Below are 15,659 nucleotides of genomic sequence, written 5' to 3' on the forward strand. Positions count from 1 at the left end.
GCGCCACACTGGCATTATGCCCGGAGCGCAACCACGTTCGCGCCGCTGGCCTGGGACTCGGCGACCGCGGCCTGCTGATCCAGCCAGTCGCCCACCATGTCGGCCTCGGGCTGGAGCCACTGGAGGTTCGTCGTGTCGAAGTAGTGCTCGGCGGTGACGTCGCGCGTGATGTGGTTCGTCAGCAGGTCGACCCTGAATTTCTCAACTCGGCACTGCCGCAGGGCGACGTTCGTGTATGTGCGCCTCACGTCGTGAGGCGTGACCTTGTTGCCTGCGACCTCGCTCAGCTTGCGCATGAGGTCGCGGGGGTCCTTGATGTGGCCCGCCTTGCCCCAAGAGGGGAAGACGTAGGGGTTGCCCTCGACCCGTGGCCGGGCACGAAGCAGCTCCACGGCCTGGGCAGCGAGCGGCATCGACACGGGGTTGCCGTTCTTGGGGTTCGGTAGGTGGAACCACCCGTCGTCCAGATGCACCTGATCCCACTTGAGCGACGACGCCTCACCGATGCGTAGGCCCGTGAGAAAGAGGAAGCGCACGCGGTCGATGCTGGAGGCGGTGTCGCGGTTGTGGGCCACCGCCCGCCACTGCCGCAGCGCCAGCCAGGCCGCGCCCACCTTGTTGTCCAGCACGCGGCTGGTGCGCGCCTTGAGCCGCACGCGATCGTCCTTGAGCACCCCGACGGGGTTGTGCGCGATCAGCGGCGTCCCGTCGCCGCGCCGGTACTGGCGACCTGCATAGTTGATCAGCGCCCCCAAGACGGAGAAGCCCTGGTTGGCCTGCCCTGGCGCTCCCTTCTTCCCGCGCAGCCCCTCCGTGAGCATCTTGCGGTAGCGCGCCTTGCACATGTCCTCGGTGATCGAGAGGATCGGCTTGTCTGCCCAGTCCGCGAACGTGGTGGTGACGTGCCGTGTGATGGCGCTGCGGCTGCTGGCCTTCAGCTTGCCCGGTCGGTCCACGTAGGCGTCTGCGACGGTGCGGAGCGTGACGGCCAGCGCGGCGTCCTGCTTCTTGAGGTCGCGCGGATCGATGCCCTGGCGCATCGTGCGCAGGTGCTCCCGCGCCTGCTCGCGCGCTTGGTCCACCGTGAAGACGCCGTAGGGGCCGATGGTGATTCGGGGCGTGGCGTCGGTGTTCTCCACCCTACCCTGCACGATGAAGGTCAGCTTGCCCCGCGGCGTGACGCGCACGCCGAACCCTTTCACATCGGTGTCCCAGTGGAACTCGTCCTTGGGGCCGGGGCCGATCTTATCGACGTAGCCCTTGGTCAGTTTCGCCCGCTTCGGCTGTGTAGTCATCGCGCTTCCCCATAACGTGTTCGTAAGCTGATGGAGTAAAGCTACCTCAACCTACAACAAACGTCTCGGGGGTGATTCTTCTCAGAAATCAGCCATTCGTATGCTTATGAATGGCTACGTAAAGGTGTCTAAAGCTGGCCGCCGGGAAACTTGAAAACCGCCGTGGGTGGAAGCTCACCGTGGGTTCGAATCCCACTCTCTCCGCCATCACCTTGGGCGTTGGATCACCGACGCGCGTGCATCATTTGCCGACAAGTGTATCGAAGAGATCGCGCTCGATCGGTTCCTGAAACTCGCAGCCGGCTTCGAAATCGTCGGACCAGCGAACCGTGGCGACGACAGGGCCGATGATCGGCAGCGTCAGCCAGATCAGCGAGCCTTTTTTGAGCGCGGAATAGGTCTGGATCCGGGCGCCATGGATCGACAGGTCGGTGACCTTGCACAGCGTCCGGTCGAGGCCGCCGCGGCCGATCTTCGCATCGAGTGATACCGGGGCGCGGGGCGTCCGGCGCCGGTCGTTCGAGACGGCCGGTTCAAATTCGGCGTTGAAGAGGACGGGCTCATTTGGCGTCATCATGCGACGCCCTTGTGCCACGCGACGGTTAACGTCGCGTTGACTTTCGCCCGTCCTCTCGTAGCGTGCTTACTTCTTTCCGAGCGTAAGGCCACCGAAACGCTTGTTAAAGCGTGCGACCTGGCCGCCCGAATCGAGCACCTGACCACGGCCACCGGTCCAGGCCGGATGCGCCAGCGGATCGATGTCCAGCTGCATCGTGTCGCCTTCCTTGCCCCAGGTCGAGCGGGTCTCGAAGACGGTGCCGTCGGTCATCTGAATCTTGATCATGTGGTAATCGGGATGGGTATCGGCCTTCATGGTCTTGCTCCGGTACGTGGCTGGTTCCGACCAGCCTGAAAGGAAGGCGCGCGCATAGGGCGCGCCGGGGGGAAAGTCAAAGTTTTGCTCGGTCTGGCGAGGCGCGCCGCGGCGACGCCGCGTCCTCGGTCGCCTGACCGTGCTGCGCACCGCGGCCGTTCGCCGGCATGGCCGGCGCAACGCCGCTCGCTCAGGCGGGCGGATCCGCGATCATCGCGGTGAATTCGCATTCCGCCGCCAGTTCGCCGTCGATCTTCGCCTTGCCGGCAAACTTGCAGACACGCGCACGCTTCTGGACGAACTCGACCTCAAGGCGCAGCAGTACGCCCGGTTCGACCGGCTTGCGAAACTTCACGCCGTCGATCGACATGAAATACACCAGCTTGCCGGTGCCGGCGAGGCCCAGGCTCTCGACCGCCAGCACGCCGGCGGCCTGCGCCAGCGCCTCGACGATCAGCACGCCCGGCATGATCGGACGGCCGGGGAAATGCCCCTGGAAGAAGCCTTCGTTGATCGTCACCGCCTTGATCGCCGCGATCGACCGGTCGAGGATCAGTTCCTCGACGCGGTCGACCAGCAGCATCGGATAGCGATGCGGCAGCGCCGCCATGACCCGCGCGGTATCGAGCGGGCCAATCGCGGTCACGGCCGAGTCCGCGCCGTCACTCATCGGCCGGTGGCAGGCCGGGTCGGGGCCGGGGTCGGCGTCGCGGCCGGCGCGGTCGTTGCGGGGGCAGCCTGCGCCGGGGCGGTCACGCTGACCGACGGCAGCGCCGCGTTCAGCGCCGCGAGCACGGCGTCGGTGATCTCGACCGCGGGGGCGTTGTAGAAGGTGTTGTTCTTGTCGACCGCGATCGTCGCGCCGCGCTGGGTCGCGACCTGCGTGATCACCGGGCCCAGGCGCTCGCCGATCTGCTGGCGGACATAGGCGACGTTACGCTGGAACGTCTGCTCCTGCGTCGCGACCTGCTGCTGTGCCTGCTGCTGGCGCGTCTGGAACGCGTTGATGCGGGTCTGGAGCGCGGCGTCCGGGGTGCCCTTGACGGCGTTCACCGCGGTCTGCAGCGACTGCGCTTCGGTCTGCAGCGGCGTTCCGAGCTGCTGAGCCAGCGTCTGCAACTGGTTACGCTGCGCCTGCAGCTGGGTGTTGGCCGCCCGGCACGCGGTGCATTCGGCAAAGATCCGGTCCGAATCGACGACGGCGATCTTCGCGTCGGGCAGCGCCTGCGCGGCGGCCAGCGTCGGGGTCATCGCCGTCGCGGCGAACAGGGCGGTGGCAAAAACGGTCTTCATCAGAACTGAGTCCCTACGTTGAAGGTGAGAAGCTTGGTGTCGTCGCCCGGCTCCTTCAGCAGCGCCTTGGCAAGGTCGATGCGGAGGGGACCGAACGGGGAGTTCCAGTTGACGCCGATGCCGATCGACAGGCGCGGGCGCGCCGAGTCGCCGACGAAGCGTTCGAAGATGGGCGTCGAGGTGCTGAGCGACGGCGTGTTGATCTGCGAGCCCACGCACGGACCACCCGTCGTCGCCGCGGACCCGACCGCGCAGGTGGTGTAGCCCACCGCACCTGTATCGGTCGTGAATTCGTAGATCTGGCGACCCTGGTCGTCCTTCACATAGGTCGTCAGGCCCAGCAGCGTGGGCGACCCATCGGCGTTGAACCGCAGCGATCCATCGGCATTGCGCGCCTGCGGATAATTGTTTGTCGGCAGCGGGCGCGTGACCCCGAACAGTGCACCGGCCTGGACGAAGATCGACGGGCGCAGGCCCATTTCGCGTGCACCGGCGCCCAGCGGAATCTCGAGTTCTGCCTTGGTGAGGTAATAGGCCCGGCCGCCCAGCGCATCGTCGATGATCTGGTTGCGGTCGGTAACCAGCGCCTGGTCACCACCCGCCGCCGTCCCGGTATAGGGGATGCTCTGGATGCGCGGGCCGACGCCGCGGATGTCGAAGCCACGGAACTGCGGCTCACCCAGGTAGAAGCGGTCGACGATGCGCACCGGATCGATGCCCGGGCCGCGGCTTTTTTCCAGACTGTGGATGTAACCGCCCTCTGCCGTCGCCGAGAAGATGAAACCGCTGCGACCGAGACCCCAGTATTTCGCGGCATTCGCAACGCCGCGCAGATACCGCACCTGGCCGCCCAGACCAGCGAAGTCGCCCGAGAGCGACACGCGCTGGCCGCGCGTCGGGCGCAGGCGGCTGTTGAGACTGTCGAAGCTGAGGCCGAGACCGATCGACGACGTCAGCCGGTTGCCGATCGCCTCGCACAGATAGCGGCCGGCGATGCAGACCCCGTTCGAGAAATAGGACGCCTGATCGAGGCTGACGTTGTCCTGCGACAGATTGTACCGGCCCGACAGCGTCCAGAATTCGGTCAGCGGGACGCCGGTCGCCAGCTGGAAGCCGGTCGACACCTGCGAATAGGTCGTATTGCGGTCACCGCTGACGGTGAAGTTGAACGCGTTCAGATCGCGCCGGAAGATCGTCGCACCCAGCGCGATGTTCTTGTCGAACAGATACGGCTCGGTGAAGCCCAGCTCGATCGCCTTCGAATAGCTCGAATAATTGACCGAGGCGCGCAGGTCCTGTCCCTTGCCGCGGAAGTTGCGCTGGCGGATCGACGCCTGGATGATGAACCGCTCGAGGCTCGAGAAGCCCGCCGACAGCGACAATTCGCCGGTCGCGCGTTCCTCGACATTGGCATTGAGCGCGATGCGGTCCGGGGTCGAGCCGGGCTTCTGCTCGATCTCGAACTTGTCCTGGAAATAGCCGAGCGAATTGATGCGGTCGGTCGACCGCTTGACCAGGAAGGTGTTGAACGCGTCGCCTTCGGCCAGACGCATTTCGCGGCGGATCACGCGATCCTGCGTCTGCGTGTTGCCGGTGATGTCGATCTTTTCGATGTAGGTCCGATTGGCTTCCTTGATGTGGAAGTTGATCGTCATCGTCAGATTTTCGCGGCTGCGCTGGAACTCGGGTTCCACCTCCGCGAACGCATAGCCGAACAGGCCCGAGGCTTCGCTCAGGGATTCGACCGAATCCTCGACCTTCTTCGCATCGTACCAGTCGCCCTTCTTCATCGGCAGCGAAGCGGCCAGCGCGGCATCGCTGAAGTCGCGGATGTCGCTGTCGACGGTTACGTCGCCGAACTTATAGCGCGGGCCTTCCTCGACCACATAAGTGATGATGAAGTCGCGCTTGTCCGGCGTGAGCTCGGCGACCGCGGAGATCACGCGGAAGTCGGCATAGCCCTGCGTCAGGTAGAAGCCGCGCAGCTTCTGCTGGTCAGCCGCGAGACGATCCTGGTCGTAGGAGGTGTTCGACGACAGCACGGTCATCAGACTCGCCTGCTTCGTGTACATCTCCTTCTTGAGTTCGCTGTCCTTGAACACCTCGTTGCCGATGATGTTGATCTGGCGAACCTTCGACTTCGGTCCTTCGCGGATTTCGAAGATCACGTCGACGCGGTTCTGGTCGAGACTGACCATTTTCGGTTCGACGACGGCGGCGAAGCGACCTTGGCGGCGATACAGCTCGACGATGCGCGCGACGTCGGCGCGAACCGCGGTGCGCGTGAAGATCTGCCGCGGCTTGAGCTTCAGCTCCTTCTCGATCTTGTCGTTCTTCAGCCGCTTGTTGCCTTCCAGCACGACGCGGTTGATGATCGGGTTCTCGCGCACCCGCACGACCAGGTCACCGGTCTCGACGCCCGCGATCGACACGTCGGCGAGCAGGTCGGACGCCAGCAGGTCCTTGATCGCCTGGTCGATCGTCTCGTTGGTATAGTCCTGGCCGATCCGCAGCTTGGTGTAGCTGAGGATCGTATCAGGCTCGACGCGCTGCGAGCCTTCGACGCGGAGCGACCGGATCGTCCGGGTCACTGCCGGCGCGGTAACATCAGCGGGTGCCGAAGCGGCCGGCGGGGCCGAGACGGTCTGAGCCTGGGCGAGCGCGGGTACGCCGGCCAGGATGGTGCCGGTCAGCAGCGCAGCGGCGCCACGCACCGAAGCTGTCGAGCGCTTGTTCGAAGTCACGTATCCACCCCAGTCGGAAAAAAAATCTGCTCGACGGCAAGTCGTCCGTCGCCCTGCCCCATGCGGGTCAGCCGATCAAGCCGGCGATTCCCCGCCACAGCCCGAACGCCCCCAGATCGTTGATGGTCACCAATACCATCAACGCCAGGATCGCTGCCAGTCCGCCTCGGAACGCCCATTCCATGGCTTGCGGGCTGACCGGCCGACGACGAACGGCCTCGACCGCGTAAAACATCAAATGCCCCCCGTCGAGAACAGGAACTGGCAACAGGTTGATGAATCCGAGATTAATCGAGATGAGCGCCATCAGCGAGACGAATTCGGGCCAGCCGAGGGTCAGCTGCTCGCCGGAGACCTGCGCGATCTTGAGCGGCCCGCCCAGTTCCTGCAGCGACCGTCGCCCGGTCACGATCTGACCGATGGTATCGACCATCATCCCCAGGATCTCGCCCGTGCGCTGAACACCCACGACCGGGGCCTGCACCAGCGACACCGGTGACCATATCGGCGCGGCAGGACCGATGCCGATTCGCCCAACCTTGTAGGTGTTGCCGAACCGATCGCCCTCGCGCAGCGTCCCGATCGTCAACGGGAGCGCCACGGGGCGGCCGTCGCGGACGATGTCCACGGTCACCGTCTCGCCCGGGCGCATCGCCGCATACATGCGCAGGTCGTCGAACCGGTCGACGCTCTTGTCGCCGATCTCGACAATCCGGTCGCCCGGCCGCAGGCCGGCCTGCGCCGCCGCACTGCCGGGCTGGATCACGCCGACGACCGGCGGCGTCGTGCTCTGGCCGTATGCGAGAGCGAAACCGCCCAGGATCAGCACGGCGAGCGCGAGATTGATGAACGGCCCCGCCGCGACGATGATCGCACGCTGCCAGAGCGGCTTGGCCTGGAAGGTTTTGGCGCGTTCCGAAGGCGGCAGTTGCAGCCATTCGGCCGACGGCTGCGACGCCGGGTTCATGTCGCCGGCGAACTTGACGTAGCCGCCAAGTGGCAGCCAACCGAACTTCCAGCGGGTGCCGCGTTTGTCGGTGAACCCGGCGACCTCGCGGCCAAAGCCGATCGAAAACTCCTCCGCCTTCACGCCGAACCAGCGGCCGGCGATGTAGTGGCCGAATTCGTGGATGAACACGAGCGGCCCGAGCAGCAGGAGAAAGGCACCGACGTAGAGAAAAAATCCGGGAGCTTCTGTCACACGGCCAATCCTAAGCGGCTTTCGCCATCACGCGATCCCCTGCGACCCGTCGCGCCCCCGCGTCGACGTCCAGCACGAGATCAAGGCTGTCCGGCGCTCCCGGATCGTATGACCCAAGCGTATCCGCCACGATTGCGGCAATTTCAAGAAAGCCGATTTTGCCGGCCAGGAAAGCGGCCACGGCGACCTCGTTCGCCGCATTCAGGATGGCCGGACGCGCCCCGCCCGCCTCCAGCGCCGCACGCGCCAGCGCGAGAGCGGGGAAGCGGACCATCTCCGCCGCTTCGAAATCGAGCCTGCCGATGGCGGCGAGGTCGAGCGGCGCCATCGGCGTCGCCATCCGGTCGGGCCAGGCGAGGGCATGCGCAATCGGCACGCGCATGTCGGGCGGCCCCAGCTGCGCGAGCAGCGAGCCGTCGACATATTCGACCAGGCTGTGAATGACCGACTGGCGGTGGACCAGCACGTCGAGCTGGTCGGGCCGGAGCGCGAACAGATGCCTGGCCTCGATCAGCTCGAGCCCCTTGTTCATCATCGTCGCCGAATCGACAGAGATCTTCGCGCCCATCGACCAATTCGGATGCGCGACGGCCTGCGCCGGCGTGATGCCACGCATCTCATCGAGCGAGCGTTCGCGAAACGGGCCGCCGCTCGCGGTCAGGATGACGCGGCGGACACGGTCTCGGTTTGCGGGCTCCAGGCACTGGAAGATCGCATTATGTTCGGAATCGACCGGCAGCAGCGTCGCGCCGGTGCGGGCGACCGCCGCCGTCATCACGTCACCGGCCGAGACGAGCGCCTCCTTGTTGGCCAGCGCGACTGCCCTACCCTGCTCGATCGCCGCCATCACGGGCTTCAGTCCCGCACAGCCGACGATCGCTGCCATCGTCCAGTCGGCGCCCATCCCAGCGGCTTCGGCGACCGCCTGCGCACCGCCGGCCGCGCGCGTATCGGTGTCGGCAAGCGCGGCACGAAGGTCGGGAAGGCAGCTTTCGTCCGCAACCACGGCCACTTCGGCCCGGGTGCGCCGGGCGGCGGCGGCAAGCTTGGCAACGTCGCAATTCGCGGTCAGCGCGACGACGCGGAAATCCTCGGGCGCGCGCTCGATCAGGTCGAGCGTCGAGGTGCCGACCGATCCGGTCGCCCCGAGGATCGTGACGCTCTTCATCCCAGCCATTTCGGCAACTCCACGAGAATGGCGGCCACGGGCGCCACGGGGACGAGGCCGTCCAATCGGTCCATGACGCCACCGTGACCCGGCAGCAGCGTGCCCGAATCCTTCACGCCCGCCCGCCGCTTCAGCCAGCTTTCATAAAAGTCGCCGGCTTGCGCGAGGACCGCCAGCAGAGGCGTCCACATCACCAGGCGGAAGGGCAACCCGGCCCAGACATGGAGCGCAAAGGCGAAAAGCGTCGCCGCGATCATCCCGCCGATGAGCCCCGCCCAAGTCTTGCTGGGACTGATCGCAGGCGCAATTTTCGGGCCGCCGATGCTGCGACCGGCGAAATAGGCGCCGATATCGGTCGCCCACACGAGCGCCATGGCCCAGAACGCCAGCAACAGCCCCACCGGCCCCGGCTGTCCGCGCAGGAGCAGCAGGGCGAGGACCGGCAGGCCGACGTAGATCGCGCCCCAGCCGAGCTGACCGTTACGCGTGATGATCGCGATGAAGAAAGCCGCCCCAGCGATCAAACCGAGCGCGAAGAAACCCGGACCCGCCGCGAGCGGCCCCAGGATGGCGAGCGGAATGACCAGAGCGAATTGCGCAATCTGCTTGTTGCGCGCGACACCGGGCGTGTGGAGCGAAACCCATTCGGCCATCATCAACAGGGCCGCGACGACGGTCAGCAGCCAGAAAGCGAAGCCGCCGAGAACGAGGCAGACCGCCGCCACGGCGATCAGGACGATTCCCGACATCGTCCGCTTGGCGAGATCGCCCATCATAACCCCCCGAAACGACGCTGCCGGGTGGCGAACGCCGCCAGCGCGTCCGCCAGAGCGGCGCCGTCGAAATCGGGCCACAGCGTGTCGACGAAAAGCAGTTCGGCATATGCCGCCTGCCACAGCAGGAAGTTCGACAGTCGCTGTTCGCCCGACGTGCGGATCAGCAGGTCGACCGGCGGCAGCGCGCCCGACTGGAGCGCCCCTTCGAACAGGCGTTCGTCGATCGTCTCGGGATCAAGGTCCCGCGCGGCCGACGCGATCGCCAGGTTCCGCGCGGCCGCTGCGATCTCGGCCTGCGCGCCATAATTCAGGGCGATGACGACGGTCGGACCGGGATTGTCGGCGGTCTGCGCCACGGCGTCGTCGATCAGTTCGACCAGGTCGGGCGCCAGCGCGCGATAGGCGCCGATGACGTGCAGGCGCACACCCTCGCGGTGGAATTCCGCGAGGTCGTCGCGGATGAACCGACGGAGCAGGCCCATCAGGTCGCTGACTTCCTCGGCCGGGCGGCGCCAGTTCTCGCTCGAAAAAGCGTAAAGCGTTAGGACCTCGATGCCCTGCTCGCGCGCAGCCCGCGCTACGCGGCGAACCGCCTCGACCCCCTTTCGGTGACCGGCGATGCGCGGCAGGAACCGGGCCTTCGCCCAGCGCCCGTTACCGTCCATGATGATCGCGACGTGGCGGGGCGGTTGGGTCACGCCGGCCGCCCCGCAATGCGTGCCCGGCCGGTCATGCCACCGGCATGACCTGAACGGCGCGTGCGCCGTTCACCGGTCACTTGCCCAGGATTTCCTTTTCCTTCGCCGCCGCCGCCGCGTCGATGTCGGCGATGGTCGCGTCGGTCAGCTTCTGGACTTCGGCTTCGTGGCGCTTGCGTTCGTCCTCGCCGAACAGGCCCTTCTTCTCGTCGGTCTTCAGCGCGTCCATGCCGTCACGGCGAACGTTGCGCGCGGCGATGCGGGCGTTCTCGGCATATTTGCCGGCAAGCTTGGCGAGTTCCTTGCGGCGCTCTTCGGTCAGGTCGGGGATCGGCAGGCGCAGCGTCTGACCATCGACGATCGGGTTGAGACCGAGACCTGCCGAGCGAATCGCCTTGTCGGCCGGACCGACGTTCGACTTGTCCCAGACCTGCACGCTCAGTAGGCGCGGCTCCGGCGCGGAGACGGTCGCGACCTGGTTGAGCGGCATATGGCTGCCGTACACCTCGACCGTCACCGGATCGAGCATGTTCACCGACGCGCGGCCGGTCCGCAGGCCGACCAGATCATGCTTCAGCGCTTCGACGGCACCCGCCATACGGCGTTCGAGGTCGGACTTGTCATAGGCGGCCATGTCTCAATTCTCCTGCGCAGCTTGAACGACCGTCGAGGTGCCTTCACCGGCGAGAACGCGGGCGAGGTTGCCGCGTTCGCGGATGTTGAACACGACGATCGGAATATTGTTGTCGCGGCAAAGCGCCACGGCGGAGGCGTCCATCACCTTCAGATTGTCGGAGAGGACACGGTCGTACGTAACCGTCGGGTAACGCGTTGCGGACGCGACCTTCTTCGGGTCGGCATCATAGACGCCGTCGACCGACGTGCCCTTGAACAGCGCGTCGCACTTCATTTCGGCAGCGCGCAGCGCGGCGCCCGAATCGGTGGTGAAGAAGGGCGAGCCGACGCCGGCGGCGAAAATGACGATGCGGCCCTTTTCCAGATGGCGCTCGGCGCGACGGCGGATGAAGGGTTCGCAGACGCTCGCCATCGGGATCGCCGACTGCACGCGGGTCTGGACGCCGATCTGTTCGAGTGCGTTCTGCACCGCCAGCGCGTTCATCACGGTCGCCAGCATGCCCATGTAATCGCCGGTCGCGCGGTCCATGCCGCGTGCCGCGCCCGAGATGCCGCGGAAGATGTTGCCGCCGCCGACGACGATGCACAGTTCATAGCCCTGCGCGCGAACGTCCGCGATCTCGGCCGCGACCCGGCCGATGGTGTCGGGGTCGATCGACAGGCCGCCGTCCCCCATCAGCACCTCGCCCGAGAGTTTCAGCAGGATGCGCTTGAATCGGGGCGTGTTCATGGGTGCGGAATAACTCGTTACGATAGATACGGAAGCGGCGCGGACCCTAGGAGGGCCGCGCCGCTTTGGGAAGCTCTTAAACCTTCTCCGGGGGGAGAAGGATAGCGTAGCTTACCAGCTCGCTGGTTAGCGAAGCTTGGATGAGGCCGATCGCGCTATCGATAGCGGAGCACCCTCACCCAGCTCCGACTAGGCAGCAAGCTGCCAAGTCTGCGCAACCCTCTCCCACGGGGAGAGGGAGCATATGCTTACTTCGTCAGACCGGCCGTCGCCGCCACTTCGGCAGCGAAGTCGCTCTCTTCCTTCTCGATGCCTTCGCCGAGCTGGAAGCGGACATAGTCCTTCAGCACGATCGTCGTACCGGCGTCCTTGCCCGCCTTGGCGACGACGTCGGCGACCGGGGTCTTGCCGTCCATCACGAACAGCTGGCTGAGGAGGGCGTTTTCCTTGGCGAACTTCTTCACGCCGCCTTCGACCATCTTCTCGATGATGTCGGCGGGCTTGCCGCTCTCGGCGGCCTTTTCACGGGCGATGGCGCGCTCGCGCTCCAGCACTTCCGGATCGAGACCGCTCTCGTCGAGCGCCAGCGGGAAAGCGGCCGCAACGTGCATCGCGATCTGCTTGCCCAGCGGCTCGAGCACGTCGACACCCGCGTCCGATTCGAGCGCGACGAGCACGCCGATCTTACCCAGACCCGGGGCCTGCGCGTTGTGGACGTAGGGGATGACCGCGCCCTTCGACACTTCCAGGCGCTTCGCACGGCGGATCGACTGATTCTCGCCGATCGTCGCGATGTTGTTGGTCAGCGCGTCCTGGACGGTCGTGCCCGACGGCATCTTAGCGGCCTTGATCGCTTCGACGTCGTCACCGTTGGCCAGCGCGATCTGGACGACTTCCTTCACGAAATCCTGGAACTGGTCGTTCTTCGCGACGAAGTCGGTTTCCGAGTTCACTTCGACCGCAGCCCCCTTGGTGCCGGCAACCGCAACGCCGACCAGGCCTTCGGCGGCCGTGCGGCTCGACTTCTTGGCGGCGGCGGCGAGGCCCTTGGTGCGCAGCCAGTCCATGGCGGCGTCGACGTCGCCGCTGGTCTCGGCCAGCGCCTTCTTGCAGTCCATCATGCCCGCGCCGCTCTTCTCGCGCAGGTCCTTGACCATCGAAGCCGTGATGTCGGCCATGTCGAAATTCCTTCTGAGTTAAATACGAACGCGGCGAGACAGAGCGTGTGTGCGCCCTGCCCCGCCGATGTTACGGTTCAGCGACGCTGAGGATTCAAACTCGCTCGAGACGAGGATCGTGATCGTCACGCCCCTGTCCCGAGTGAGTTTAAACCCTTAAGCGTTTGCGGCCTGCTGCTCACCTTCGGCAGCGGCCGGGGCCTGCTCGACGATCGGATCGCTCGACAGCGCTTCCTCGGCCGGGGGCGTGTCCATCGCGCCGATGTCGACGCCGCGGTTGGCTTGGCCCTGCTGGTTGCCACGGGTCGCCGCGATCGCGACGGCTTCGCAGTACAGGCGGATCGCACGGCTTGCGTCATCGTTCGCCGGGACCGGGAAGGCGATGCCGTCCGGGCTGACGTTCGAATCGAGGATCGCGACGACCGGGATGCCCAGCGTGTTCGCTTCCTTGATCGCCAGCTCTTCCTTGTTCGCGTCGATCACGAACATGATGTCCGGCACGCCGCCCATGTCCTTGATACCGCCCAGCGACAGCTCGAGCTTGTCGCGCTCGCGGGTCAGCTGCAGGACTTCCTTCTTGGTCAGACCGGTGGTGTCACCCGACAGCTGCTCGTCCAGCGCCTTGAAACGCTTGATCGACCCCGAGATGGTCTTCCAGTTGGTGAGCATGCCACCGAGCCAGCGGTGGTTGACGTAATACTGACCGGCCTTGCGCGCAGCTTCCGCGATCGGCTCCTGCGCCTGGCGCTTGGTGCCGACGAACAGGACCTTGCCGCCGCCGGCGACGGTCGAGCTGATGAATTCCAGCGCGCGCGCGAACAGCGGAACGGTCTGCGACAGGTCGAGGATGTGCACGCCGTTGCGATCGCCGAAAATGTACGGCTTCATCTTCGGGTTCCAGCGGTGGGTCTGGTGGCCGAAGTGAGCGCCCGATTCGAGCAACGCGTGCATGGAGACGACAGGAGCCGCCATAGGATAGGTCCTTTCCGGTTAAGCCTCTGGGAAGCGATGACCGGCCGTGTGATGCGCTCAAAGCGCCGGCGGGCACCGGGTTATGTGCTTCCCATGCGGGGTTGAGGCGGCGCGCTTAGTCCAAGTTTCGGAACGATGCAAGCGCTCTAAGTGGAACAAAAAGAGATTGACACCCGGAACGATAGAGGAACATAAAGGCATCACCGCCCGAACAGAGCGGATGTTCCGACTTTTTCGGAACAACTTATGTGGTCAAGCGTCTGGATTCATTGAGTTTCGGGTCAACGAAGCTCGGCAGGGAGCCTGAGGGTGATGGCAATTCTCTCATACGCAGTGTTCGGTGCGGCTTTTGTGGCTGCGGCCTGGGCGATCTGGGCAACGATTGCGCCCCAATATGCGCGCATCGTGGATCTGCTCGTCAACGGTCCGGTCGTCACCCCGTTGTTGCCGGCGCCGGTTCCGGCGCGCAGCAATCTTCGCAACGTCAGGGTGCAGGGGCTGGCGGCATCGCCGCGATCGCCGCAGCGCGCTGCCGCCTGATCTTCGCGTACGACCGGACGCTGAACGGCAGCGTCAGAAGGTACAGGATCGTCACGACGCTCAGCGTCTGCCAGGGGGCGGAAATCACGGCGGCCCCCACCGCGACGATCACGACGATCGCTTCGAACCGGATATTCCGGCGCAGTTTCAGCGACGACCAACTGTATGTCGCGAGGCTCGACACCATCAGCACCGCGATCAGTGCGATCCACGGCGCCATCAGCCACGGCGATCGCAGCCAGGGCTCGCCGGTGACGAACCAGAGATACATCGGCAATAGCGCGAGCGCTGCGCCGGCCGGCGCTGGAACGCCGGTCAGGAACCCCGCCGATTTATGGGGCTGGTCGGCGACGTCGATCCGGGCGTTGAAGCGCGCCAGACGAAGCGCGGCGAACACGGCATACACCAGCGCGCAGATCCATCCGATCCGGGGTTCGGCCTGAAGCGACCAGAGATAGATCACGATTGCCGGTGTGACCCCGAAATCGATCGCGTCGGCGAGCGAATCGAGCTCAGCACCGAACCGGCTTTCACCGCGCAGCATCCGCGCGATACGCCCATCGATTCCATCGAGAGCCGCGGCGACCATGATGAAGATCACCGACCGCTCCCAGTCGCCACCGATCGCGTAGCGGATCGCGGTCAGACCGGCACAGAGCGCCAGCGCGGTAATTGCATTGGGCACCAACGCCCGCAGCGGGATGCCACGGTCCGCCCGCTCGGTGCGGTCCCGCCGCCTCAGCGCGAAGCGCGGCTCGCGGAGCGGCTCACTGGGCAACGCCAATGGCCCTTTGCACGCCGACACGGCCGATGATCGTCTCGCCGGCCACCGCGCGCTGACCGAGCGCGACCTGCGGCTCATAGCCGTCGGGCAGATAGACCTCGACGCGGCTGCCGAAGCGGATCAGGCCGATGCGCTGTCCGACCGCGACGATATCGCCGACCTTGGTGAAGGTCATGATCCGCCGTGCCACGAGACCTGCGATCTGCGTGAAGCCGACCTTCGTCCCGTCCGCGCCCTCGACCACGAAATGCTGTCGCTCGTTTTCATCCGACGCCTTGTCGAGATCGGCGTTCAGGAATTTGCCCGAGATATAGACGACCTGGCGGATCGTCCCCGAGATCGGCGTACGGTTGATGTGCACGTCGAACACCGACATGAACACCGACACACGCACGAGCGGTGCATCGCCCAGCCCCTGCGGCCCGGCCAATTCCCGCGGCACCGGAACGCGCTCGATCATCGTGACGAGCCCGTCGGCGGGCGAGACGATCAGCCCCTCCCCCTGCGGTGTCGTCCGGATCGGATCGCGGAAGAAGGCGGCGACCCAGATGGTCAGGCCGATGAACGGCCACGCCCAGAACCAACCACCCAGCCACAGCGCGAGTAGGGCTAGGCCGCCGGCGATGATCGTGTATTTCCGTCCCTCTGGGTGGACGCTCGGAAACCGCCACTTGACGGTCGTCGTAACGGGCAGGCCGCCGGGGCCTTCGGGCTTGGAAAGCGAAGTCATTATGGTTCGATTAGACGTCGTGGCATCCCCTGACAACGCC

General features: G+C 65.7%; 16 protein-coding genes. All 16 read right to left on the minus strand.

The window, feature by feature from the left end; translation table 11 throughout:
* Positions 1-14: 14 nt before the first annotated feature.
* Entirely contained in the window at positions 15-1,295 is a 1,281-nt protein-coding gene (locus JW805_08050; GenBank protein ID MBN2971966.1) for an integrase family protein, read from the minus strand.
* A gap of 241 nt (positions 1,296-1,536) precedes the next feature.
* A complete protein-coding gene (locus tag JW805_08055; protein MBN2971967.1) occupies positions 1,537-1,872 on the minus strand; it encodes a PilZ domain-containing protein in 336 nt (111 codons plus the stop codon).
* Between the two features lie 66 nt (positions 1,873-1,938).
* The gene (gene rpmE / locus JW805_08060; protein MBN2971968.1) at positions 1,939-2,169 is read right to left on the minus strand and encodes a 50S ribosomal protein L31; all 231 of its coding nucleotides are present in this window, start codon (positions 2,167-2,169) and stop codon (positions 1,939-1,941) included.
* A gap of 190 nt (positions 2,170-2,359) precedes the next feature.
* Positions 2,360-2,839 (minus strand): 3-hydroxyacyl-ACP dehydratase FabZ, encoded by a 480-nt coding sequence (gene fabZ / locus JW805_08065; GenBank protein ID MBN2971969.1) that lies wholly within the window; start codon positions 2,837-2,839, stop codon positions 2,360-2,362.
* Positions 2,836-3,462, minus strand: coding sequence for an OmpH family outer membrane protein (locus JW805_08070; protein ID MBN2971970.1), 627 nt, complete (start codon positions 3,460-3,462; stop codon positions 2,836-2,838). Before JW805_08070 ends, fabZ begins: the two co-directional genes overlap by 4 nt.
* On the minus strand, positions 3,462-6,206 hold the full coding sequence (gene bamA, locus JW805_08075) for an outer membrane protein assembly factor BamA (protein MBN2971971.1): 2,745 nt from the start codon (positions 6,204-6,206) through the stop codon (positions 3,462-3,464). Before bamA ends, JW805_08070 begins: the two co-directional genes overlap by 1 nt.
* A 67-nt stretch (positions 6,207-6,273) precedes the next feature.
* Positions 6,274-7,407, minus strand: a complete 1,134-nt coding sequence (locus tag JW805_08080) for a site-2 protease family protein (GenBank protein ID MBN2971972.1) — start codon at positions 7,405-7,407, stop codon at positions 6,274-6,276.
* Between the two features lie 10 nt (positions 7,408-7,417).
* Entirely contained in the window at positions 7,418-8,575 is a 1,158-nt protein-coding gene (locus JW805_08085; protein ID MBN2971973.1) for a 1-deoxy-D-xylulose-5-phosphate reductoisomerase, read from the minus strand.
* Complete coding sequence (locus JW805_08090; protein MBN2971974.1) at positions 8,572-9,348, minus strand: phosphatidate cytidylyltransferase; 777 nt, start codon at positions 9,346-9,348, stop codon at positions 8,572-8,574. The genes JW805_08085 and JW805_08090 overlap by 4 nt, the downstream gene beginning before the upstream one ends.
* Positions 9,348-10,016, minus strand: coding sequence for a di-trans,poly-cis-decaprenylcistransferase (gene uppS, locus JW805_08095; protein ID MBN2971975.1), 669 nt, complete (start codon positions 10,014-10,016; stop codon positions 9,348-9,350). The genes JW805_08090 and uppS overlap by 1 nt, the downstream gene beginning before the upstream one ends.
* A gap of 109 nt (positions 10,017-10,125) precedes the next feature.
* Entirely contained in the window at positions 10,126-10,683 is a 558-nt protein-coding gene (gene frr / locus JW805_08100; protein MBN2971976.1) for a ribosome recycling factor, read from the minus strand.
* A gap of 3 nt (positions 10,684-10,686) precedes the next feature.
* Positions 10,687-11,415, minus strand: coding sequence for a UMP kinase (locus tag JW805_08105; protein ID MBN2971977.1), 729 nt, complete (start codon positions 11,413-11,415; stop codon positions 10,687-10,689).
* A gap of 248 nt (positions 11,416-11,663) precedes the next feature.
* On the minus strand, positions 11,664-12,593 hold the full coding sequence (locus tag JW805_08110; GenBank protein ID MBN2971978.1) for an elongation factor Ts: 930 nt from the start codon (positions 12,591-12,593) through the stop codon (positions 11,664-11,666).
* A 156-nt stretch (positions 12,594-12,749) separates the two neighbouring features.
* A complete protein-coding gene (gene rpsB, locus JW805_08115; protein MBN2971979.1) occupies positions 12,750-13,565 on the minus strand; it encodes a 30S ribosomal protein S2 in 816 nt (271 codons plus the stop codon).
* 484 nt (positions 13,566-14,049) lie between these two features.
* Positions 14,050-14,889: a phosphatidylcholine/phosphatidylserine synthase gene (locus JW805_08120; GenBank protein ID MBN2971980.1), complete on the minus strand. Its 840-nt coding sequence runs from the start codon at positions 14,887-14,889 to the stop codon at positions 14,050-14,052.
* Positions 14,873-15,619 carry a phosphatidylserine decarboxylase gene (locus tag JW805_08125; protein MBN2971981.1) on the minus strand — a complete coding sequence of 249 codons (747 nt, stop codon included), beginning with the start codon at positions 15,617-15,619 and terminating at the stop codon, positions 14,873-14,875. The genes JW805_08120 and JW805_08125 overlap by 17 nt, the downstream gene beginning before the upstream one ends.
* Positions 15,620-15,659: the final 40 nt, after the last annotated feature.

This window comes from Roseomonas aeriglobus (assembly GCA_016937575.1).
In the GTDB taxonomy this organism is placed as follows: domain Bacteria; phylum Pseudomonadota; class Alphaproteobacteria; order Sphingomonadales; family Sphingomonadaceae; genus Sphingomonas; species Sphingomonas aerigloba.